We start from the raw sequence: 22,641 nt of genomic DNA, 5'->3' as shown, positions 1-22,641 counted from the left end.
AGGCATCGTGCCCAGCGACCTCCCAACATTGACATGAGCATCCCCGTCATTCATCAAACCGATCTGTTTCGCCCGCCCAATGACCCTGATGATCATTGGGATGTGGCCTGCCTCTACGCGCTCGCCGCGGCGGGGGACATCGAGTTGAAGGGCATTGTCATCGACTATCCTCCGCCCCACCATCGCGGCGACCCAGATATCGTGGCGCTCGCACAGATGAACTATCTCACCGGCTTGCATGTGCCGTGCAGTATTGGCTCTCCCCTGGCGATGGCGTCTGCACGAGATTGCAAGCAAACGCCTCCGGGCGATGACGACGGAGCCGTGAGCATGATTGTCGAATTGCTCAAGAACGCCGCCACGCCGGTGGTCATTCACATCGCGGGTTCCTGCCGGGAGGTGGCGCGCGCAGGGACGCTGTTTCCCGAATTGTTTCGCGAGAAATGCGCCGGCATTTATCTGAACGCCGGGACGGGAAGCCGTCAGCTGGCGCGAAACGCAGAACTGGAGTACAATGTCAGACTCGATCCAATTGCATTCCAGGCGATTTGGAGGATACCGTGTCCGGTTTATTGGCTGCCCTGCTTCGAGGAGATCAACAATCAAGTTCAGGTGAGCGCATTCGGTTCCTGGTATGATTTCCTGCAGGCGGATATTCTCCCGCATTTGAGTGACAAAGCGCAACGTTACTTTGCCTGCGCGCTCGGCAAGATTGAGCAGACGAACTGGCTGGCTTATCTGCTGCGCGCCAGCGATGAGGAGTTGCTGAACGCGCAGGCGCGGCTGCGCCGCAACATGTGGTGTACCGCCGGGTTTTTCCATGCTGCCGGTCAATCCATTACGCCCGAGGGTGAGATCATCCCGCGCGATCACAGCGGCGGGAAGCAAGTCTTTACGTTTGATCCGATAGAAGTGCAATGCGACGCAAATTCCATCACAAGCTGGTCCTTTGCTGTCGCGACCACTGACCGGTCTATTTTGCACGTTCAGGATGCCAAGAACTATGACGCGGCCATGACCGCTGCCATGCGATCACTCCTGACCGGCGCGTTCCCCCGCGCACTGGGCTGAAAATGAAAACGCCTGCCGCAAGGTTCCTTGCGACAGGCGTCATGATGATGCGGAAGCCGGCTATTTCACCGCGCTCACTCTCGCCTTTTGCGCAGCCGCGCGGTGGGCCGCGATGCTGCGCAGCGTGTGGCGCATCATGTGATTGCCGTACAACTCCTGCAATTCCGGCAGCAGATGGTCGCTGCCGCGAATGATGCCGCGGCAATTGGCAGCACCGCAGCCGCACACCAACATGAAGCTGTCGTCGATTTCGCTGGTGGCATAGTCATAAGTGATTTCTTCACCGGGCGTGATGTCGCGACGCGCGGTCATGGCGTTGTCATCGACGAACCAGGTGTTGGGGTCACAACTGTGGTTGGTGAAGTCGGCCGGGTCCTGCGGCACCGTATCGCGCGGGCCGTAGTAGACACCGGCATCGATTTGATAGGCGTATTTGAGAAAATTGCGTTGCTTTTCTTCCGGCCAGGTTTCGATTTCCCGGCGGCTCACAATGAAGCGCCGGGCTTGTTCTTCGGCGGTTTCCCACCACACCATCTCGCCTGCTTCGATAAACTCCCTGGCGAAAATACCCAGGCCTTGAATACCGCTTTGTTTCAACTCCACCTTCGAATTCAACATTGGGAATTCCTTCCTCCATGGGTGAGGTACTTTTTTCTGCCCGGCCGCGGGAGGCCTCAAGTATCGGCGGATAACGTGACGTTGCCAGCTTGTCGGCCGGCAGGATGCCCACGCTCCCACACGCACCTAAAGCGTTACCCTGCCGCGGCAGGACGCGGATGAGAACAACATCACAGCCAAAATGGTGGCCGCGAACACGGCCAAAATCGCAAGCGGCGATTGCAGCTCTAAGGCCTGGCCCAGCTTGCGTCGCCCAGCAACAAGTCGCGGACGGGCACACCTTCCAGACCGAAGCTTTGCCAGGTTTGGCCGCCGTCGGTGCTGCGAAACACGCCCTGGTCATAGGTGCCGACAAAAACGAGCTGTTGTTCCGGTAGCGGCAAAATGCAAAACACCGTGCCCAGCCTTTGGCTGCCGGCAACCGGTTCCCACAATTCTCCCGGCGAAGAGGCGCGATAGAGGCCTTGGGCAAACAACCCGGCGTAAATGGGTTCGTTGGCGCCGCCGCCGGCGAGCGCATAGACCGAACTGCTGTCGTCATCCATGTCGACTTTGGCAAAGGTTTTGGCGCCGTCGAAACTCTCATAGAGGCCGTGGTATTCCGTGCCGACCCAGAAGATGCCGGGCCACGATTCCTTCTCGCGCAACAGCGCGCGCACGGCGATGCCTTCGAGTGCGAGCAGCCGCCAGTCCTGGCCGCCGTTGAGTGATTCATACAAACCGGCTTCGGTTGCGGCAAACAAACGGCCGGCTTGCTGCGGATCGACCAAGAGCTGGCTGACGAACGTGCTCGCCAAGCCCTGGCTGCGGGACTGCCACTCCTGGCCATTGTCCGTCGACACAAAGATGCCGTTGGCAGTGGCGGCATAGATCGTGCGCGGCGCCAGCGGATCGACTTCGACGTCGAGCACTTCAGTCAATTGCCAATCGGTGAGCAAGCGCCAGCCGGTGGGGTTGGTGAAAGGCCGCAAGAGGCCGGCTGGTCCGCCGACGATCAGTTTGGGTGAGCCACCGGCATTGGATGGGCTGAGGCAGCGGCCGGGCAGGCCCGGCCATGTGAGCATTTGCCATTGCGGGTGATTGAGCGGCGTCAGCAGCAGACCCATACTCTCCGTGGCGACGTCTTCCGCGCTGTTCATGTTTTTCGCCACCGCGGCGAACAACCGCTGAGCGCGCTGCGCAAAACCGGCGTCGGGAAAAAGCTGAGGCAGGGCAAGAATGAGAAGGAACAATCCGTGCTTCATGGCTGTGCGTCCGTTTGAAATGATCTTCCAAAGTCCTTTTGAAAATGGCGGCGCTGGCGTGCTCTCAGGGATTCGAAGGCCGCAGATCGATCTCGCTGATCATGGAGCGCTGTGGCAGTTTGAGCGCACACAGAATGGCCTCGACAATATCCTCCGGAAGGATGATGTCGCGCTGCGGCGGGCGCGGGGTGGCGCGACCGGAGCCGAATTCCGTGTCCACCGAACCGGGACAAATGGTGAGCACGCGCAGCCCGTGCTTGCGCTCTTCCAGCATCAGGCACTGGCTAAAGGCGCGCAAGCCCCACTTGGTGGCGGTGTAGCCGCCGCCGTTGACGAAGGTGTTCTTGCCGGCGAGCGAGGCCACATTCACGACAAAGCTCTCGCCGGCCCGGCGCAAATGCGGCAGGGCCGCGCGCGTGGCGAGAAAAACCGCGCGCAGATTGACGGCGAACATTTCGTCCCATTCGGCAGTGGTCAGATCTGCGACCGGTTTCAAATAGCCCAAGCCGGCGTTGTTGACCAGAATCTCGAGGCGGCCAAAGCGTTCGAGGGCGGTGCCGATCACCTTGGTGATCTCCTTCTCCTCGCGCAGATCAGCGCGCACGATTGCGGCTTCGACGCCATGCTGGCGCGCTTGTTCGGCGACTTGCTGCAACAAAGGCTCCTGGCGCGCAGCCAGTACCAAATGCGCGCCTGCGCGCGCCAGCCCCAGCGCGATCGCGCGGCCGATACCGCGGCTGGCGCCGGTGACAATTGCGACTTTGCCGGTCAGGTCCATAGCGACACTCCTCGAGTTAGGTAGCGATCAACCGAATCTTTCTTTGGCCAGGATCATGGCGCCGAGGCATTCGGGATTTTCCCGGATCATCGCCGGCACGATTTGCACGCCGGCGGCGCAGCCCGGCAACATGCGCTGGCCGGCATCACGCACAACCTGCTGGAAGAATTCAGGGCGCAGATAAATCGGCGCGCCGGTGATGACGACTTTCTGCGGATTGAGCAGATTCACCGCGCTGGCGAGGCCGGCGCCGAGATCAAAGGCAACGTCATCGAGCACCGCGGCCGCGATGGCATGCTGCTTCTGGCTGAGCGCAAACACCGCCTCTGCCGTCTCCGGCATGTCGCCCTCCTCCAGCTCGATCTCCGCGGCTTCCGCGGCGGCGAAGAAGCGATCCAAAATCGCATCTGTCGAGGCGCTCGCCTCCAGGCAGCCGAGATGGCCGCAGGAGCAGGGCAAATCGCTGTTGCCGGTGGCAAGGTGGCCGAGGTTGCCGAAGAATCCCTGCGCGCCGCGCACAAAGTTGCCGTGATGCCAGTAAGCCGCCTGGATGGTGGCGTCGATCTTCACGACCAACACTTCGCTTGCACCGCGGGCCGCGCCGACTTTCAGCTCGGCCATGGCCGCGGCAATGATTTCGGATTCCACCGCCACGGGCAGACCGAGTTCCTGCTGCAGCCAGCCCGCCACCTGCAAGCCTTCCCACATGGCATTGCGCTCGGTCGAGAGCGTCAAGCTGCCGTGCGCGGGATGGACATGCGCCGGCACCGCCAGGCCGGCCGCGACCAGGGGGCTGGTGAGATCGGCTGCGATCATGCGCGCACTTTCCAAAATCTGCCGCAGCGCCTGCAAGACTTCTTGCGCGCTGTCGACGTTGTCCAGCGGAATCCCGAGATCGCTCAATGAAATTTGAAAGCCGTCTCCCAACCCGGCTTGCAGGGCAGAGGCTTGCAGGTTGAGGCCGAGATAGAGCGGTGAGGAGGAAACTGCGTCCGTGCGTGTCAGTGTCATGGGCCGAATCGAATAAGGCAAGCGTTCAAACCGCAGGGCGCGCAGCGTTTTTGCATCAAAAAGGTCTGGATCGGCGTTCTCTGCGACTCTGCGGTTTCGGTGTTGACTTCGTGTAATTTCGTAGTGCTGCAAAGCAGTTGGGTGCACTGCTGCCCGCCGGGCTGCAGATCTCAGCTTATCTAAAATCTGGCGTAGGCGGTAAGGCGCTCAAAGTTAGAATAGAACTTTGAAAGATTCTTGACCACAAAGCAACCGCCGGCACCGCGGTGAGTGCGGAGTTCTAGAATCAAGAGAGTCCTTCTCCGCGTGCTTCACGTCGAGCTTCTGAGGTGAATGGCACGGGAGGGCGCCCAAATCTTCACGAGATCCTTACTGGATGACAGTGGTGGTTGCATCGTGCCATGCACGAATCGGGCTTATGGCTGCCCGCTGGCTTCAGGTTTCAGCTTCTCTGAAAGCCGGCGTCGATATTACATGTCACTCACAACCAGTTTAAACTCGGTATTCAATCGCCTCAGTTCAACATATCCGCGACCAGCAGGACCGGCGAGTCGGCGGTGGATTGCTGCAGCTCATGCCCGCCGAGCGAGACGATTTGGCTGACACTGACCAAGCCGGAGAAATCCACCAGCCGCGGCCCGATCGCCAAATGAATGCCGGGCAGCCACGCGCCGCTGTCACCATAGTGCGTGCATCTCTCCAGGAAATCCCGCAAGCGTTGGCGGCCCTCGCCGGCGGTCATTTCCATGAGTTCCGCGCGCTCGAAAGTGAGCCGCACCACGCCGTGCTGATCGACGATCACCACCGGTTGGCGCTTGCTTTTGAACAGGCCAAAGAAGCGGGGAATGGTTTTGACCGCGGAATAGGCGGTAAAGAAACCGGTATGCGCCAGCGTTTGAATATCCTCGATCTCGGTATCCAGCGCGCCGGCGGCCACGCTCACCCGTTGGTTGGCGGGAACCGGCCGGCGGATTCTCTCCAGCAGGCGGGCGTCGGTGGCGCCGGTGGCAATCGCGCGCACGAGATTGTGGCGCGTGTCCACTTCGATTTTAACCTCGACGCTTTCCATCGAGGCGCCCATGGCCAGCACGACGCGCTCCGCTTCCTGGCGCAGGCTGAGCAAATCTTCTTCGGTGGGATCGACCAGGCTGCGCTCGATGGTCTCCCGAATCATCGCGAGTGCCACCCCGATCGCCGAGAAAATGGCGCTGTTCAACACCACGGTGAAGGGCAGATTGAGCAGCTTGGCGACATAGGGCACCACCGTGGCAGCGCCGCCACCTGCGCCCAGCAGCCGGAGACTCTCGCGCGGCAGCTCGTTGCTGCTCATCAGGCTGCGCACTGCTTCGGCAATCTTCCGGCAGCCGGCTTGCATCACCGCTTCCGCGACCTTGTCCGGCGCTTGATCGAGCAACCGTCCGAGCTTGGCATAGCTCATCCCGACGTTTTTCTGGCCGCCGCGCGCATAATCATGGTCCGGGACATAGCCCAAGAAATTGGCGGCGCCGGTGAGCGTGAGGGCAAACTTTTTTTCCTGATGTTGCAGGAAGACGTAATCGCCGGGATCGCCGCTGCTGGGCGCGCCAAGCGTCGGCTCGGCGTCGTGGAGATCGGTGATCAGGCTGAAGGCTTCATAGGGCATCTTGGCAATGTGCGCGCTGCGCGGGCCGACGTCGTGAATCTGGCCGTGCTGCAGCCGAATCATGCTGCCGCCGGCCACGCCCACGGTGCGGGTATCGAGCGCCTTCACATAAAGCTGGTGCGGCCCGATGCGCGCCGTGCGCACCGCCACCTGGCCGCGATGAATCAGACTGAGGTCCGTGCTGGTGCCGCCGACTTCCAGAAAAATGCCTTCGAACAGCGAAGCGTACATCAAGGCGCCGGCAATACCCGCGGCCGGACCGGAGAGCAACGTCAGTACCGGGCGCTCGCGCATGCCCTTGACATCCATCACGCCGCCGTCCGAACGCATGATCATCAACGGCGCCTGAATGCCGGCTTCGCGCAGGCTGCGCTCCATCACGTCGGTGGTGGCGAGCATCACCGGCAGAATGCTGGCGTTGAGGACGGCAGTGCGGGTGCGCATGCGCAGACCGTACAACTGCGAGACCTGCTGGGTGGCCGTGGCAGGCAGGCCCATTGCGCGGGCGCAATCCAACACTTGCTGTTCGTAGCGGGGATTTTCGACGGAGAAGGCCTCGGCGGCGACAATCGCTTTTGCGCCCTCGGCCTGCAGATCGCGCAGGGCTTGCCGGATCACTTCATCGGAGAAATTCTGGCGCGTGTCGAGGAAGCGATGGCAGGTGGGCAGCGTTTTGCCCGGCGCCAGCTCCAGGTCTTTGATGTTGGTCTCGCGCCGCACCCGCCGCGCTTTCAAGCCGGTGCCCATACCGATGATTCCCACCTTCACCACGTCGCCCTCCAGCAGGGCGTTGGTGGCCTGGGTGGTGCTGTGCGCCACCAGAATGATTTCACCGGGATCGATTTCGCCTTTGCGCAGCAGTTTGCGCAACGCCGTAAGAATGCCGTATGCCACGCCGCTTTCGGCGTGATGCGTGGTGTGCGTCTTCGTGTGCGCAATGATGCTGAAACTCGAGGTATCGAGGGCAACGGCGTTGGTAAACGTTCCGCCGACGTCAATGCCGATGCGGATACGTCTCATGGTTTGTGCTCACCCGGCATGGTCAGGACTCGGTTTGCTTCTGCTCCACCAGTTCGATCAACACGCCCGCCGCGCTGCGCGGATGCAAAAAGGCAACCCGGCTGCCGCCCGCGCCGGCCGCGCCCGCGCCCGGCACCACCTCCATGCCGCCGGCCTGCACGTGCGCCAACGCGGCAGCAAGATCATCGACTTTGAAGCAAATGTGATGCATGCCTTCCCCGCGCTTGTCGAGAAACTTGGCAATCGCCGATTCCGGCGAGGTGGCGGCAAGCAGTTCGACGCGCGACGCGCCCACCGTGAACATCGCCACTTTCACCTGCTGCGAGGGAACTTCTTCCACGTGCGCCGGCGGCGCCGCCATCAACAGCGTGTAGCGCTTGACGGCCTCCTCCAGATCCCGCACCGCAATGCCGATGTGATCGATTTTTTCCAACACGAGCGACAACCTCCTGTAGATCAGCGCCTCCGTAATCAAATCGGGGCGAAAATACCAAAGGCAGGATTGAATTGCAAGGATTACCACGCCGCGGCAGTATCGCCGGAGTGACAGCGGGCAGCGCAGATGTCCGGTCTGCGGCAGGCGAGACGCCGGCGCTGGATTTGCCGCCGCGGCCGGGAGGATAGCCGTGACGCCGGCAATTGCGCGGCATTCTCAAAGGCGCGGGGGTGAGGCGGCCGGCCGCCGCGCCGAGGAGGCGACCTGCTTCCGCTGGGCAGCGGCTGCGCGGATTTTGGTGCCGGAATGAATGGAAATGCAACCGAACATCAAAGTCTCGAAACGGGCGTGATGCAGGCCGGCATCTTCCAGCCGCACGCGCAACTCTTCGGGCGTGATGAACACGGATACGGAATGCGGCAGATAACTGTAGGCTTCCTGCGCGCCAGAGATGAGTGCGCCCAGGCGCGGCACGATCGCACCAAAATACCAGGAAAAGAAACTGCGAAACCAGCGGCCGCGCGGCCGGGTGATTTCGAGGCTGGCGACCTTGCCGCCCTGTTTGGTCACGCGCACCATTTCGCGCAGGAAGGCGTCGAGGTTGGCGACATTGCGCAGCGAGAAGCCGGTGACCACCGCATCGAAGGTGTCATCCGGAAAGGGCAGCTTCAAGCCGTCTGCCACCGCGAGAAGGAGGCGGCGGTTGCCTTTGCGCGTTTTGTGGCGGGCATAGCCGAGCATCTCGCGGCTGAAGTCCGCGCCCACCACCTGACGCGCCCCGGCTGCTTGCGCCACCAGCGCGAGGTCGCCGGTACCGGTGGCGATATCCAGCACCACGGCATTCGCCGAGACTCCGGCGCGGCGAATCAGGCGCCGGCGCCAGGCTTGGTCCCGCCCAAACGTCATGATCCGATTCATCAGATCATAACGCGGGGCGATGCGATCGAACATCTCTTGAACGTAGGAGGATTTTTGATTGGGCGTGTCGAAGCGGAAATCTCGAACCGGCATAAAGAATGGTCTGTTGGAAGTGCTGATGATCTTGCTGCTGCCGCGGCTGTCTCCGGCACCAGCGCAAAGCCACAGGCAGCAGAGCAGGCGGATACAAGAGGCGGCGCTCGCTTAACGCGAACACGCTGCGCCCGACAAAGAAACAACCGCACCTGTGTGCGAAGCGACGCGAATGAAGAACCTCGACGTTGTTTGGCGTTTGACACGGCCTGCCGCGACCGCAAAAGACGCGCGCGTAACAACAACCTGACGGCCGACCAGCAGCGCAAGTTTTGGCCGCGCTTCTGCAGAATACAGCCGCGCCTCCGCTTTTGCGGAGAAGAAAGAACCTCACCGCGAAGTCAGCGGCATTGGGCGGGGTGCGCGTTTCACGGCTGCTCTTGTTCCGGCGGCGGCGGCTCAGGCGGCTGCTGTTCCGGCGGCTGAGCTTCGGGCTTTTGCTGTTCTGCCTGCGGCTCAGCCGGGCGCAGCTTTTTCTCCAGCTCTTCGACGAGCTGCAAGCGGCGTTGCACTTGCTTGTGCAGCTCCTGCACCTGGCGAAACTGCTGTCCCAGAGTCTTTTCGTATTCGTTGAGGCGGGCTTCGCGCTCGGACAGCTCGCGCATGCGGTCGGCGTAGTCCTTTTCGAATTCCGCGCGGTTCCAAAAGCCGCGGCGCTCGAAATAGCCCTTGAATAGCCAGTTGTGTTTGAGGGCCTCCATGTTTTCCGCAAAACTGAAGGCGCCGGCGCGGGCGAGACGGCTGAGTTCCATCAGCTCATCGTGCAGACGCGCGAGATTGCGCACGGAGGTGTCGAGCTCGGCCGCGAGCGTCTCATCGGAGATCACCTTGCCCAGCAGCCCGCGACCGCGCCGCATGTCGTGCAGCAATGCTTGCAGGGAGTCCTGGGTGGCGCTGACGGTCGCGTAAGTGAGATCGTAAAGATCATCTTTGTAGACCAGCGCGCCCAACGTGCCCTGACCGCTCTCCACGCGCTTGATCACGGAATCCACCGAGGTGGAAACTTTGGTGAGCAAATCGCCCAGCCGCCGGGTTTCGGCAAAAGCCGCGGCAAAAGTGGAGTCGCTGCGCTCGGTCATCAGAATCAAATTCTGGTAGAACTCTTCATCATAAACGAGCTTGCCGATGGTGCCCTCGCCGCTGCGGATTTTGGAGGTAATGCCGTCCAAGCTGGCGGTGACCAGCCGCATGTAGCGCGCGGTTTCATCGAAGCTGTCGAGAATGGCGGAGAGATCGACGGGGCTGCGGCTTCGGATGGAATCCTCGTCCGCGACGTGCGCCAGTTGCACGGATCCGCCTTTGATCGCGACGATCTTGTTGCCGACCAGGCCTTCGGTTTCGATCACGGTATAGGCATCGCGGCGGATGAGATGCTGCGCCGCCTCATCCAGCCGCATGGTCACCACCACTTTGCCGCCGGGTCTGGCCGGCAGGGCAATGGTTTCCACCACGCCAATGTCAATGCCGGAGAGGCGCACCGGTGAGCCTTCCCGCAAACCAGCGACGGTTTCGAACGGCGAGTGCAAATGAAATGTTTGCTCGAAGATTTTCTTCTTCGTGCCCAGCAGGAAGATGCCCCACACCAGCAGAATCATTCCACCGAAGGAAAACAGTCCCAGCCAGAAGAGTTTGTTTCTTTTCATGTGAACCTCACCCCGTGCGGGCATGAGCGAAGTATTGTTGGACGAACGGATGCGCGCAGTCACACAGCTCGCGGAAGGTGCCGCTGGCGACGATCCGGCCTTCGGACAGTACGGCAATCACATCCGCGGTGCGGCGGGCGCTTTCCAGGTTGTGCGTGATGGCGATCGAAGTAACGCCGGTTTCCCGATTCAAGCGAATCGCCAGTTCGTCGATCTCGGCCGCGGTCAAAGGATCAAGGCCGGTAATCGGTTCATCATACAGCAAGATTTCCGGAGAGAGCACCAGCGCGCGCGCCAGCCCCACGCGCTTTTGCATGCCACCGGAAAGCTCGGCGGGATACTTGTTCCAGGCTTCCGCCATGCCCACGAAGCGCAACTTCTCCAAAACGATGCGGCGGCGTTCCGCGGCGGGCAGTGCCGCCTGCCGGTCGAGATGGAAAGCCAGATTTTCTTCCACGGTCATGGAATCATAGAGCGCGGCGTTTTGAAAGACGTAACCGATGCGCCGGCGCAGGGCATTGAGCCTGCCCGTCGGCAGCCCCACCACTTCCTCCCCGTCGATCTTGATGCTGCCGCGATCGGGCGTAATCAAACCCACGAGGCACTTCAGCAACACGCTCTTGCCGCTGCCGCTGCGGCCGAGCACCACCAGCATCTGGCCGCGCGCCACGGCAAGTTGCACGCCGCGCAAAACCGGTTGCGTGCCGAAGGCTTTGTGCAAATCGGTGATCTCGATCATGTTCATCCCGGCCGCTCCTGCGCGCCGCTCCTATCCGAAAAAGATGAGGGTGAGCTTTACCAAAATCACGTCGGCCACGATGATGAGCAGCGAGGCGAGCACCACCGCCAGCATCGCGCTGCGGCCCACGCCGTGCGTGCCGCCGGAAGCGTGATAGCCCAGAAAAGTGGCGATCGCGCCGATGAGAAAGCCGAACACCGCGGTTTTGGCGAGCGCCGGCAGCACCGTGCGAAAGTCGAGAAAGCGGATGGCGGAATCGAAGTAAAGTTTGAGCGAGATGCTTTCTTCCACCCGCATGGCCAGAAACCCGCCGAACAGCGCCAGGGCATTGGCATAGACGGTGAGCAGCGGCAGCATCAAGATCGTCGCCAGCAGGCGCGTCGCGACGAGATAACGAAACGGATCGAGCGCGGCGACTTCCATGGCATCGATTTGCTCGGTGACCCGCATCGCTCCCAGTTCCGCGCCGATGCCGGCGCCCACGCGGCCGGCCACCACCAGTGCGGTGATCATCGGGCCGATCTCGCGCAGTACTGCCACCGCGATCATGCTGGGCAGCAGGCTCTGCCCGCCAAAGCGCGCCAACGTGCTGCTGGTTTGCATCGCCAGCACCATGCCGATGGCCAGCCCGGCCACGCCCACCAGCAAAATCGATTTGGCGCCGATTTCGTACATCTGCCGCAGCGTTTCGCGCCAGTCTTCCCGCGTGCGCCACAAGCAGCCGAAGAAACGGCCGCAAAACAGCACGAACCGGGCGATGTTCTCGAAAAACCTCTTCATTGAAATAGCAGGTCCGAGTTGGTGCGGCGACGCGAACGGCGAGACAAGCGGTGGGTCAACTGACTCCTTTGCGACACGTCACAGGGGCAGGCTTGTTTCATGAATGAATCAAATACCTCATCAAACTTTTCCGAACAACAGCATTTGGGTCAACGTGGGAGTGGCGCTGCCGCCGCGCGGTTCGCGCGTCACGGCAAACGCGGACAACGCGGCATCAGCGGCCGGCAGATTGCGGACTTCGAGCGCCGCGTAACCGGCCTCATCCACTTCAAAAACGCCGCCATCGACCGGGCCGGCATTGCCGATATGCCAGAGTTGATAATCGTACTCCTCCGCCAGCGGCGGCAGATCGAGCGCGACGAAATAGGCGCGCTGTTCTTCCCGATCAAGCAATACCGTGGCCTGGCCGGGTTGATTCGGCTGCGGGGAATGCAACGTCACGAGCAGCACCCGCGGCCGGTGTAATGCCCGCGCGAGATCATGATGCAGCGCCAGCGACAGTTTGAGTTGCGCCAGCTCTGCTTCTTTTTGCTGAATCTCCTGGCGCAAAGTGGCGGTCTCGCGGCGCAAGGCTTGCAACGCCTGTCGTTGCAGCAGCCAGGAGGCGGCGCCCAGTGCCACAACCAGAAAACCCGCGGCCAGCGCGAGCGTGCGCCGGGCAGGCGCAGAGATTCTGCGCACCGGCAGGCTGCGAACTGTTGCGTTGGTTGCCGCGGCCGCGACAGCTTGCAGCATCCGTTGCTTCAGCCCGGGAGGCGTTGGCTGCGCCGGCGAGGCAAAAGGCAGTGCCGCCACCACGCGCTGCGCTTGGGCAAGCGCGTCCGCGGCAGAGGCATCACCTGCGGCGAGCCGCCGGCTGAATTCCGCGGCCTCGGCCGGCTCCAACGCACCGAGCACGTAGGCATCGGCCAGAGCTTGTGTTCTTTCGTCAGGCATGAGGGCTGTTCGAGGTGGCGAAGGACGGCGGAGCCGATGCCATTGGCTTGGTGAACTTCATGCGCGTCACTTCGCCAAAACTTCACGCTGGTGCTGGGCGCGCAAGCGCAATCGCCGCGCCGCGGCCGCGCTTTCCGTCTGTACGAACGAAAGCATGCCTCAGTTTTTGTGCGCCGCGGCCCGTCCGGCAGCTTGCCCGGCCACATTGATTCGGCGGAGCCGAGCGCGCCGCCGCTATCGTTTCATGGAATCAGCTCGTCTGCCAAGGACGAAACGATAAACAGCAAGCATCCGCCGGCCGTACTTTGAATGCCGTGCGTCGATCCGCCTTCGGCGCGCTGATAATCGCCGGCGCGCAGCACCGTGTCCCCCACGTGCAGATCGCCCTGCAACACGTAGCACTCTTCGAAGCCCGCGTGGCGGTGGCCGGGATAGGAAGTGCCGGCGGCCATGCGCACGAGCATGGTGGCGTAGCTGCGGCTTTGGTCCACGAACAGCTTTTTGACTTCGACGCCGGGGACGGCCGTGGCTTCCCACTCACCTTCCTGGGCACGCTGCAGATAAAGCTCCGTCTGGCTCGCCGGCGCGGCCCACTTTTTCCAAACTTGCACACCGGGCTGCGGCGCGGCAGAACGGTTTGCGGCTTCGCCGGCGTCTTCCGCTGCCAGCGCGGCGAGCACGCGATCTTTGAGGCTGGGCGGCGGCGGCACTTGCGCCAGACTGTACGCCATGCCGGTGATGACACGAGCCCACTCAGCCATCGTGCCGGCAGCAGCGTCGCTGGACAGCAGGCCCGGCACGGCCTTTTGTTCCGGCTCGTCCAGTGCGCCCAGGGCATAAGCGCCCAACATTTCAGTGTAGTCGGTCGTCATCTTGCTTCACGAGTCATGGTGTTCTTGTCTCCTCTACCCTGCCACCCGCCCCGCTTGCTGCAGCGCCTCGCGCAGTTTGGACATGGCCTGACGCGTGCGCGTCTTCACCGTTCCCAGCGGCGTTTTCGTTTGCTCGGCGATTTCCGACTGGCTCAAACCGCGGAAATAGGCCAGCTCGATCACCTCGCGCTGCTCCGCAGGCAGCCGCGCCATGGCCTCTTGCAGCAAGCGGCCGTCTTCGAGCGCGAGCGCCAGATCATCAGGATTCTGGCCCGGCGCGATCAGCCTTTCGCCCACTGCCTCCAGTTCCACGTGGCGCGAGGCGAGGCGCATTTGGGCGCGATAATGATCGATCGCGAGATTGCGGCACAGAACAATCAGCCAGGTGCGCACACTGCCGCGCTTTTGTGAATACAATTCAGCCTTGCGCCACGCGGTGAGGAAAGCCTCCTGCACCACGTCCTGTGCCGGCGCCGTCCCGCCCAACACTTTGAGAGCCAGCGTATACAGCACGCCGGAATAGCGATCGTACAACTCGGCGAGCGCCCCGTGTTCGCGCCTGGCCATCGCCCGGAGCAGCTCATCATCCGAGCGAACGCTGACGGTCTGCTGCCCGGTTCCTGCGGCAGTCTCGACGTTTTGATTCATACTGAATTCCGTGTATTCCACTGCAAGGCGTAATGGACTTGGTGCGAACAGCCGAAAAAAGTGACGAAAATTGCCATAATTGCGCCACAAATGCAAGGTCATTTTCAGCGAGGGAGGCGACGGAAGGCGGAATGGCGGCAGGCGTTGGCAGGATGCCGGCAGCGTCGACACACGACGGCCAGCAGGCCGGAAAACAAGCCCCTAACCGAGCAATTGGGAAAGCCAATACATGACATTCAGCAAAAAGCGATAATTCTGCGGCGCTCGCGGCGAGTTCATGCCGACGGGCTGGCGGTTCGGACCGGCGAGCTGCGCGGAGAACATCGCGGCTTCGCCAAATACGGCGACGCGGCCTTTGCCGAATTTCAAAGTCGCGCCTTGCAGCCAGCCGGTCGCCGGGAGGCGCGGCGTTTCCGGCTTGAATTGCCAGGCGGTATCGGGCATGAGCAAAACCTGCGACGAATCGAGCACAAACAAAGGTTGTGCGCCGGCTTCCATTTGAAACGCCGATCCGGTAAACGTCATTACGGAATCGATGCGCTCCGCGGCGTTTCTGCCGTTGCTGATCGGATGTTGGATAAGCGTACCACCCGAACGGTGAAAAGCGAAGTTCGCGCCTCGGGATTGCTCGGCGAACGTTGCAAAGCAATTGCTGAAACGAATGCCGAATGCCGCCGCCAGCTTTTCTGCGGCGCCGGCAAACGGCATGTGATCCGCGATCAACAACAGCGCGCCCCCTTCCCGCACCCAATCGCGCACCGCGGCGATTTCATCATCCGCGAATGCCGAGGGATTGGGCAGCGACCAATTTCCCTGGCTGTTGATCTCGGCGAGTGCATTGGCGATGACGAGAATTTTCCCGCGTTGCAGGCTTTCTTTGTTGAAGCGTGAAGTAGAGGCTTGCACGATATAACCATCCCGGCGCAGCAATTGCGCAAAGGGCAGATAGCGCCCGGTCGCGGTGTGAAAATTGAAATGCGCCTCGTCCAGCATGACGACTGGGCCGGCGCCGCTGGCGTATGCCGGTTTCGCAATGGGAGGATTGAACGTAGTGTCGGCAACTTGTTGTGCCCGACTCGATGCGAGCAAAATCAAGATGGAAAAACACAGCACTCTTTGGATCATAGGAAATTCTCGGTGAATGGTTTCAAAATATCGCATTGGAATTCTGCGCCTCGTGGGATGCTGCTGGAACACGAAATTCGTTGCTTCGACGGCCGCCCAGAAGCGGCGGGGACTACGAATAAGCACTCTATTGTGGCGCGGCGTTGGAATCATGAAAAGCCACGCGCTGCCAGCGGCCTTCCCGTTTCACCCAGACGTTGGTGAAGCGCAAGTTCATTTTCCATGCCTTGCCGTCGCGCACACCGATGGTGGTGTTTCGTCCTGTCACGACGGCGGTGTTGCCATAGACTCGAATGCGGAGATCATCATTGCGATAGGTATCGATCCTTGCTTTTCCGGATTGCAAATCCTCGTGGCGGGTTTGGGCGAAAGCGAGCCAGCGCGTTTTATCGAGCACGCCGCCGTCGGCATTGGTGTGAACGTAATCATCTGCGAGCAGGCTGGTGAGCACGGCGGTGTCGGCTTTTACATAAGCATCGGCAAACCGTGAGAAAGCGTCGTGGACTTCCTGCTCCTGCGGTGAACTCTCACTTGGTGCTTGACCGCGCATTTGCGCCGGGCCGGCAGAAGGCGGCATGAACGCGATGATGGCAAAAAGGATGATTCTTCGCATGATTCGAAAATCCTGTTTCGCAAAATTGATTCACGGCACAATTCCAGCGTCGGGCATGCTGCCTCGTTTCACTTGCCTTGTCAATGGCCGTTATCTACTCGTTGACGAGGCGCACAAAATGCAACGCGTAGCCATTTGCTGCCGTCCCACTCCCACGTATCGCCGAAGACTCGTTCGCCGTCGTGGCCGCCAAAGAGCACGAGGCGCCGGCGTTTCGCTTCATAAACCAGCGCGCTGTGATTGCGCGCTTCCGGCCCGGCAACGTTGAGTTGTTGCCAAGCCGTTCCATCGAAGCTCCATGTGTCATCAATGCGAGTTTTGCCATTCCAGCCGCCGAAGCGCAGCACTTGCTGGCGCGCTTCATCATAGGCCATCACGCTGTTGAAGCGGCCTGGCGTAACGGCGGGCTTCACTTCACGCCAACTCTTGCCGTCCCACGTCCAGGTTTCGCCCGAAGGGCCGTTGCCACCAAAAAGAAGAACACGCCGGCGAATGGGATCATAAGTCATCGTCGCGCCGTTGCGAGGGGATGGTCCGCTCGTGCTGACTTGCAGCCAAATTCTGCCATCCCATTCCCACGTGTCGCCAAAACGAGTTCTTTTTCCGGCAACAACACTATGTCCTCCAAACAAAACGAGGCGGCGACGCGCGTTGTCATAAACCATGCACGCTTCCGCGCGGGCGGGAGGTGTCATGGTTTTAATTTCGTGCCACCTCGCGCCGTCCCATTCCCACATGTCCGCGAGAAAAGTGTCTTTGTCGTTTTCCGTTCCAAACAAAACCCGATTGCCGCCAAAAAGAACGAGGCGCTTGCGATCGCGATCATAAGCCATCGCCGGAAAAGTTCTCGGTGCCGGTCCGCTTGCTGACATTTTGCGCCAAACTTTGCCGTCCCATTCCCACAAGTCTCCCAGTACGCGGCGCTCATCAGCGCCGCCGAAGAGCATCACTTTGGCGCGGTCGCTGTCATAAGCCATGGCGTGGGCGTTTCTGACTGTCAAGGAATCAGTTTCCCCCGCCTGATTCCAATCACATTTTGATGCGGATGGGATGGTCAGATTCAGGAACAGAGCGAAGATCCCCGCGCGTGTGGAAAAGCTCCGGATTGAAAACATGCTCCGCTCTTCAATATTGAATCTGCATGCCGTTCATATCCTCGATGGCAGCGACAACGCCCCAGCCGCCGAAATTTTCCGAAACCGCCAGCCACAGCTCGTTGCGGCCTTTCTTCAACGGCAGATAAAGCGCGTCCCACAAGCCGACCGTGCCCAGAAAGCGATAATCGCGGGAGATATAGTTATCGTTTCCCGCGTAGAGCAAATGATCATTGAGATAGACGCGCACGCGATCGCTGAAGCCGAATTTGATTTCTTTGATCTGTTCGCGGTCTGAGTTGATGATGAGGCGCGCGAATGTCGTGTTGCTCTGCTCTCCGAGTGCGACCAAGCGCGAGAGATTGGCGATGCCGCTCGCTTCGCATTCCAATTTCTTCCAAGCCAATCCGGCTTTATCAGATTCGCCCAGTTGAAATTTGCCCTGCAAATTCTTTTCCGGGAAACCATTTGAAACCGACCACGCCGTGATCAAGCCCTGTGGCACGGGCTGCGGCGGCTTGGCCTTGCCTTTGAGCACCGGCGCGTCCAGCGAGGTGAATGAAAAATTCGAATAATGTGCCGGGTTATTGCTTCCGGCACTCAAACCGACCTGGCCGGATGCCGGCTCAAACTTCAGCTCGGGAATAAAGAGCGCGGGCGTTTCCATGTCCATGATGTAAACTTCCGCTTGCTTGCCGGCGACAACGATTTTGACGTGCATCCATTCATTGAAGCGATAGCGGGTCGGCGTCGCATAATCTTCACCATAGTAAAGCTGCCAGCCGGCATTATCATTGAAAACCGGCGTGTATTGATTGGCATCGGGATTGCCGGATTGATGCGGCCGGAAATAAAACTGTTCGTAGTTCTGCTTGTCCTGCACGCGCCAGATGGCGCCGACAAAAGTGCGGTCCGGTGAAAAAGCGATGTCGAACTCGATCACGCCGTTGAGAAATTTCGCATCTTTGACCAGCGCTAATCCGCCTTTGAGAAAGAGGCTTTGCCGGCCGAGATATTCTTCGACGCGGCTCTCTTTGGCGTCGATCTCCCAGCGCTTTGATTCAAAGGGAATCGTTTGCGCCTGCAAAGGCAAAGCAAAGCAGAACATCAACGCGGCGGCAAGAATTCGTCTGTGCATATTTTTTTCCAGTCATTGTTTCTTTCTGGCAAAAACGCGCTTGCTTGCAGCGGTGGATTCAGCGGTGTATTGTGAATTGATTTCAACACGCGCCAGAGCCGGCCTCAACCGCACGGCTGCCGGAGCAGATGCAACACCGGGAGCGCGGCGCAACGCCTTGGCCGGCACTGGCGCGTACAGGACTGGCCGGCGCTTACCAAATCCTGGCCAGCTTCTCTGCCGGCAGATACATGGCCTGTTCCGGCTTCACGTTGAAGGCCGCATGAAATTCGGGCATGTTGGAAAGCGGGCCGAGCACGCGGAAGTTGCCGGGCGCGTGCACGTTGGTGAGCACCTGCAGCCGCAGGCTTTCCGGACGGTAGTTGATACGCCAAACCTGCGCCCAATTGAGAAAGAAGCGCTGCTCGGGCGTGAAGCCGTCGATCAGCGGCCGTGGCTTGCCGGCGAGCGCCCTTTGCAGGCCGTCGTAGGCGATGCACAATCCGCCCAGGTCGGCGATGTTCTCGCCCAGTGTCAGCTTGCCGTTCACGTGCAGCGTGTCGATCGCCACGTAGCCGTTGAAATGCTCGACCAGCCGCTGCGCCCGCGCTTCGAATTGCTTGCGCACCGCCGGCGACCACCAGGATCTCAGGTTGCCTTCTGCATCATACTTGCTGCCTTCATCATCGAAGCCGTGGGTGATTTCATGACCGATCACTGCGCCGATGCCGCCGTAATTGACCGCCGCATCGGCGCTGGCCTCGAAGAACGGCGGCTGCAGAATGCCGGCGGGAAAAACGATTTCATTGCGCGTGGGACGATAGTAGGCATTCACGGTGGGCGGCGACATCTCCCACTCGCTGCGGTCGATGGGCTTGCCGATCTTGCCGAGCTGCCGGCGCCGTTCGAACTGCACGGCGCGTTTCAAATTCTCGAAGTATGAGGAACGATCGATTGCCAGCGCGGAATAGTCGCGCCAGACCTCGGGGTAGCCGATCTTCACGCCGAAGGTGGAGAGCTTCTTGAGCGCCGCCTGCCGCGTGGCGTCGTCCATCCAATCGAGCTTGCGCAGGCGTTCGCCATATGCCGCGAGCAGGGTGTCCACCATCGCCTGGGCGCGGGTTTTCGCTTCCGGACTGAAGCGCCGCGCGACATACAGCTCGCCGAGCGCCTCCCCCATCAGATTGTCGATCACCTCCTTCACGCGGCGCCAGCGCGGCCGCAACTCCTTGGCGCCGGTCAGCGTCGTGCCGTAGAATTCGAAGTTCTCATTCACAAAGGCCGCGCTCAGAGCCGGTGCCGCCTCAGCGAGCAGATGCCAGCGCAAGTAGGTTTTCCAATCGGAGAGCGCCACGGAATCGAGCAGCGCGGCTGCCCCCGACAAAAACTTGGGTTGGCCGACGTTGATTTCACCAGGCTCTGGAATGCCCAATTCGGTGAAGTAGCTCTGCCAATCAAAAGCAGGCGCAAGCGTTGCCAGTTTTTCCGCGGAGAATTTGTTATAGTTCTTCTCCGAATCGCGCAGCTCGACATTGGTCGAGGAGAATTTCGCCAGGCGGGTTTCGATCGCCATCACCGCCTGCGCGCCCGCAGCCGCAGTCGCGGAGTCATCGCCTGCCAGACGCAACATGGCGGCGACGTGTTGCACATAGGCCGCGCGGATCTGCCGCGTGCGCTCATCCTGATTGAAGTAATAGTCACGGTCGGGCAGGCCCAAGCCGCCTTGATAGATTTGCGCGATCACTTGTGTGCTATTCTTGTCGTCATCGCCGGAATCGAAAACAAACAGGGCCGGCACTGCCTGCAGATGAAACCAGGCCAGCTCGCGCTCCAGCTCCTGGCGTGATTGCAGGGCTGCCAGCCGCGCCAAGTCCGCGGCAATTGGCTGCAGCCCCTGGGCTTCGATTTTTGTGGAGTCCATGCCGGTGGCGTAAAAATCGCCGATCTTCTGCAGATTACTGCCGCGCGGCGCGTTGGTGTTTTTGGCCGCCTCTGCCAAAATCTCGTGCAACACTTGTTCGTTCTTCAAATTCAGCTCATGAAAACTCGTCCAGGAGCCGTAGGCTGCCGGCACGGGGTTCTGGTCCAGCCACTTGCCGTTGGCATAACGAAAGAAATCCTGCCCCGGCGCAACCGTGGTATCGAGGTTGGCCGGGTCGACCGGCTTGGCCGGAAGCGTCGCGGCTTCATGTTGCGCCTGCCGGCACGCCGCCATCATCATCATCATTGCCAACAACACTGCGCCGGCTTTCATCCCTGTCTTGCGTCGCATCATTTCACACCTTCTCCGTTTGGTTCGTTGCTGCAACGTGAAATCGTTGTTTCAAAATCAAAGCCTTCTTCAACAGATCGACACAACCCAACTGACAAAGAGCATTTTCATCTCTTGGGCCATGGGGCGCGCAGAATCAGAATAAGATTCTCAAAGGTTCTTGACCACAAAGCAAACGCTTGCACCGCGGAGCGGCGGAGAGCGCGGAGCTTTAGAATCAAGTGAGTCTTCTCGGCGTTCTCCGCGTCGCGGCGGTGAACTTTTGAGGTGAATGGCGCGGGCGTGTGCCTCAATCTTCACAGGATCCTTGCTGGATGACAGCCGGATGACAGTGGTGGATACCTCGTGCGAGACAATAGTGTGCGAATCGGCCTTATTGCTGCCCGCGGGCTTCAGGTTTCAGCTTGTCTGAAACCTGGCGTAGCCTAGTGACTGTGAAAACGGGCAAGTGTTCATTCAAAAAAGAAGGAACGCAGGAGAGTCATCGTGGGGAAAGAAACCGTCCGGGTGGCGTGCTGCGAGTGAGACAGGTTGAATGGACGAGCACCCTGAGGCTGAGGCTCCACCCGGACGGTGTTTTATTGCAGGAAGAGAGAAGAGTGTCCTGGCCGGCATGATCCTGATCGCTGGCTGGGCGGCGCGGCAATGGGAAGAGCGCGGGCCGATTTTTCTTTCACACTGCACTCACCGCGACCTGCTGCTGAGGCGCCGGCAAAGGGCGCGGTCGCAGCGCCGCGGTGAATTTCTGCCATGCCTGCTGCAGCTTGAAGGTCAATCGCCGTTTGACATCCGCCAGAAAAGGCATGGGATCAGACCAGGCGAAGTCGGCGTAGGTTTTGGGCCCACGCACCGACTGCCACCACTGCCGCAGCGTCAGATCGCCGCGCCGCCAATAGATGCGCGCCGAGCGCAGATCTTCCAGCAAGCACATCCATTTCATGCCGGTGTAGTGCTGCTGCCGCGCCGCGGGCAGAGGCAGGCCGAGCAAATCACAATACATGGTGTAGAGCAGCTCGACGCCACTGGCTTCCGCGAGCGCAGAGCGGCCCGTGGGCCGGCCAATATTCGGCTCGATGATGAAGTGCTTGCCGTTGCGTTCGTCGCGTTTCATCTCCAAATAGCCGAGGCCGTGCCACTGTTCCCGGCCAAACAGCGCGAGCGCGGCGTGCAGGACTTCATCGTTGCGGCATTCCTCGCCCAAGCTGGTGCTGCCGGTCTCCGGCGGCCATTGGCGCAGCTTGCGCGCCGTGAAAGTCACCAACGGCTCGGCCTCGCGATTGTAGTAGCAATTGCAGGAATAGAGATTGGAATCCGGTCCGGGAATCCACTCCTGCGCGATCAGCAGCTCTGCCCAGCCGGCGCACTGATCGTAGAGGCGCAAAAACTCCGCGGCTGAGGCGACTTTGTACGCCTTGCTGGTGGTGTGCTGTTCCCAGGCAACCGTCTTCATCGGCGGCTTCAGAATGCAGGGGAAACTCAAGGCGCGGCTGGCCTGTTCGGCATCGCGGCGGTGGCGCAACAAAAACGTCTTGGGGATGGGCAGATTCTCCTGCAACGCATACTCGAGAAAGCTGAGCTTGTTCATCAGCTTCTCCACCACCGCCGCCTCCGGCAAAGCCAGATGATAGTACGGCGCCAACTGCTCACGATGCCGGGAAACCTGCAGCACGCACAGATCCGTGCTGGGAAAAAGCACGGCCTTTTGCTTGAACAACCGGCCCAGCGCGGCCAGTCCTTGAATGAATTCTTCACGATCCGTGTTCAGGTAGACGATGTCCTGACAGGCGTTGGTGCGGCAGAACCACATGTGGCGATGGCGCGCAACGCCGATCACCGGAATGCCGCGCTGCGCCAGCAGCCGCGCCGTCTGCAAACCCGGATAATCATCGAGGCCGGCAACCACGGCGTAAGGCAGGGTATGATCAATGGCAACAGATTTCATGGAGGCACCTTCGAACGAATGTTAGTCGA

The 22,641-nt window shown here is 60.6% G+C and carries 20 protein-coding genes; 1 reads left to right on the top strand and 19 read right to left on the bottom strand.

Annotation, left to right across the window (positions count from 1 at the left end; genetic code table 11):
* Positions 1–33: 33 nt before the first annotated feature.
* Positions 34–1,071 (top strand): hypothetical protein, encoded by a 1,038-nt coding sequence (locus L6R21_17555; GenBank protein MCK6561006.1) that lies wholly within the window; start codon positions 34–36, stop codon positions 1,069–1,071.
* Positions 1,072–1,131: 60 nt separating this feature from the next.
* Here L6R21_17555 and L6R21_17550 read toward each other — a convergent pair whose 3' ends face one another.
* The 19 genes from L6R21_17550 to L6R21_17460 all read right to left on the bottom strand — a co-directional run bounded on the left by L6R21_17550 (position 1,132) and on the right by L6R21_17460 (position 22,612).
* Entirely contained in the window at positions 1,132–1,689 is a 558-nt protein-coding gene (locus L6R21_17550) for an SET domain-containing protein-lysine N-methyltransferase (protein ID MCK6561005.1), read from the bottom strand.
* Positions 1,690–1,916: 227 nt separating this feature from the next.
* Positions 1,917–2,933: a hypothetical protein gene (locus L6R21_17545; protein ID MCK6561004.1), complete on the bottom strand. Its 1,017-nt coding sequence runs from the start codon at positions 2,931–2,933 to the stop codon at positions 1,917–1,919.
* 64 nt (positions 2,934–2,997) lie between these two features.
* Positions 2,998–3,711 (bottom strand): SDR family NAD(P)-dependent oxidoreductase, encoded by a 714-nt coding sequence (locus L6R21_17540; protein MCK6561003.1) that lies wholly within the window; start codon positions 3,709–3,711, stop codon positions 2,998–3,000.
* Between the two features lie 27 nt (positions 3,712–3,738).
* Positions 3,739–4,722, bottom strand: coding sequence for an ROK family protein (locus L6R21_17535; protein MCK6561002.1), 984 nt, complete (start codon positions 4,720–4,722; stop codon positions 3,739–3,741).
* A gap of 514 nt (positions 4,723–5,236) precedes the next feature.
* On the bottom strand, positions 5,237–7,384 hold the full coding sequence (locus L6R21_17530) for a hydantoinase/oxoprolinase family protein (GenBank protein ID MCK6561001.1): 2,148 nt from the start codon (positions 7,382–7,384) through the stop codon (positions 5,237–5,239).
* Between the two features lie 22 nt (positions 7,385–7,406).
* Positions 7,407–7,820 (bottom strand): methylmalonyl-CoA epimerase, encoded by a 414-nt coding sequence (gene mce, locus L6R21_17525; GenBank protein MCK6561000.1) that lies wholly within the window; start codon positions 7,818–7,820, stop codon positions 7,407–7,409.
* A gap of 216 nt (positions 7,821–8,036) precedes the next feature.
* A complete protein-coding gene (gene ubiE / locus L6R21_17520; GenBank protein ID MCK6560999.1) occupies positions 8,037–8,831 on the bottom strand; it encodes a bifunctional demethylmenaquinone methyltransferase/2-methoxy-6-polyprenyl-1,4-benzoquinol methylase UbiE in 795 nt (264 codons plus the stop codon).
* Positions 8,832–9,199: 368 nt separating this feature from the next.
* A complete protein-coding gene (locus L6R21_17515) occupies positions 9,200–10,474 on the bottom strand; it encodes an MlaD family protein (GenBank protein MCK6560998.1) in 1,275 nt (424 codons plus the stop codon).
* Between the two features lie 7 nt (positions 10,475–10,481).
* Positions 10,482–11,219 carry an ATP-binding cassette domain-containing protein gene (locus tag L6R21_17510; protein MCK6560997.1) on the bottom strand — a complete coding sequence of 246 codons (738 nt, stop codon included), beginning with the start codon at positions 11,217–11,219 and terminating at the stop codon, positions 10,482–10,484.
* Positions 11,220–11,243: 24 nt separating this feature from the next.
* Entirely contained in the window at positions 11,244–11,993 is a 750-nt protein-coding gene (locus L6R21_17505) for an ABC transporter permease (protein ID MCK6560996.1), read from the bottom strand.
* Between the two features lie 120 nt (positions 11,994–12,113).
* Entirely contained in the window at positions 12,114–12,929 is an 816-nt protein-coding gene (locus tag L6R21_17500; GenBank protein ID MCK6560995.1) for an anti-sigma factor, read from the bottom strand.
* A 242-nt stretch (positions 12,930–13,171) separates the two neighbouring features.
* Positions 13,172–13,801 (bottom strand): cupin domain-containing protein, encoded by a 630-nt coding sequence (locus tag L6R21_17495; protein ID MCK6560994.1) that lies wholly within the window; start codon positions 13,799–13,801, stop codon positions 13,172–13,174.
* Between the two features lie 33 nt (positions 13,802–13,834).
* Positions 13,835–14,449: a sigma-70 family RNA polymerase sigma factor gene (locus tag L6R21_17490; GenBank protein MCK6560993.1), complete on the bottom strand. Its 615-nt coding sequence runs from the start codon at positions 14,447–14,449 to the stop codon at positions 13,835–13,837.
* A 201-nt stretch (positions 14,450–14,650) separates the two neighbouring features.
* A complete protein-coding gene (locus tag L6R21_17485; GenBank protein ID MCK6560992.1) occupies positions 14,651–15,574 on the bottom strand; it encodes a DUF4350 domain-containing protein in 924 nt (307 codons plus the stop codon).
* Between the two features lie 127 nt (positions 15,575–15,701).
* Positions 15,702–16,187 (bottom strand): nuclear transport factor 2 family protein, encoded by a 486-nt coding sequence (locus L6R21_17480; GenBank protein MCK6560991.1) that lies wholly within the window; start codon positions 16,185–16,187, stop codon positions 15,702–15,704.
* Positions 16,188–16,267: 80 nt separating this feature from the next.
* Positions 16,268–17,188: a hypothetical protein gene (locus tag L6R21_17475; GenBank protein MCK6560990.1), complete on the bottom strand. Its 921-nt coding sequence runs from the start codon at positions 17,186–17,188 to the stop codon at positions 16,268–16,270.
* Between the two features lie 124 nt (positions 17,189–17,312).
* A complete protein-coding gene (locus L6R21_17470; GenBank protein MCK6560989.1) occupies positions 17,313–18,419 on the bottom strand; it encodes a hypothetical protein in 1,107 nt (368 codons plus the stop codon).
* Positions 18,420–18,612: 193 nt separating this feature from the next.
* Positions 18,613–20,673, bottom strand: a complete 2,061-nt coding sequence (locus tag L6R21_17465; protein ID MCK6560988.1) for a M13 family metallopeptidase — start codon at positions 20,671–20,673, stop codon at positions 18,613–18,615.
* A 670-nt stretch (positions 20,674–21,343) separates the two neighbouring features.
* Complete coding sequence (locus L6R21_17460; protein ID MCK6560987.1) at positions 21,344–22,612, bottom strand: carboxylate--amine ligase; 1,269 nt, start codon at positions 22,610–22,612, stop codon at positions 21,344–21,346.
* Between the last annotated feature and the right edge of the window lie 29 nt (positions 22,613–22,641).

This window comes from bacterium (assembly GCA_023150945.1).
Classification (GTDB): Bacteria; Zhuqueibacterota; Zhuqueibacteria; order Zhuqueibacterales; family Zhuqueibacteraceae; genus Coneutiohabitans.
The sequence above is the reverse complement of the archived record's forward strand: the minus strand, read 5'-3'. Positions and strand labels throughout refer to the sequence as shown.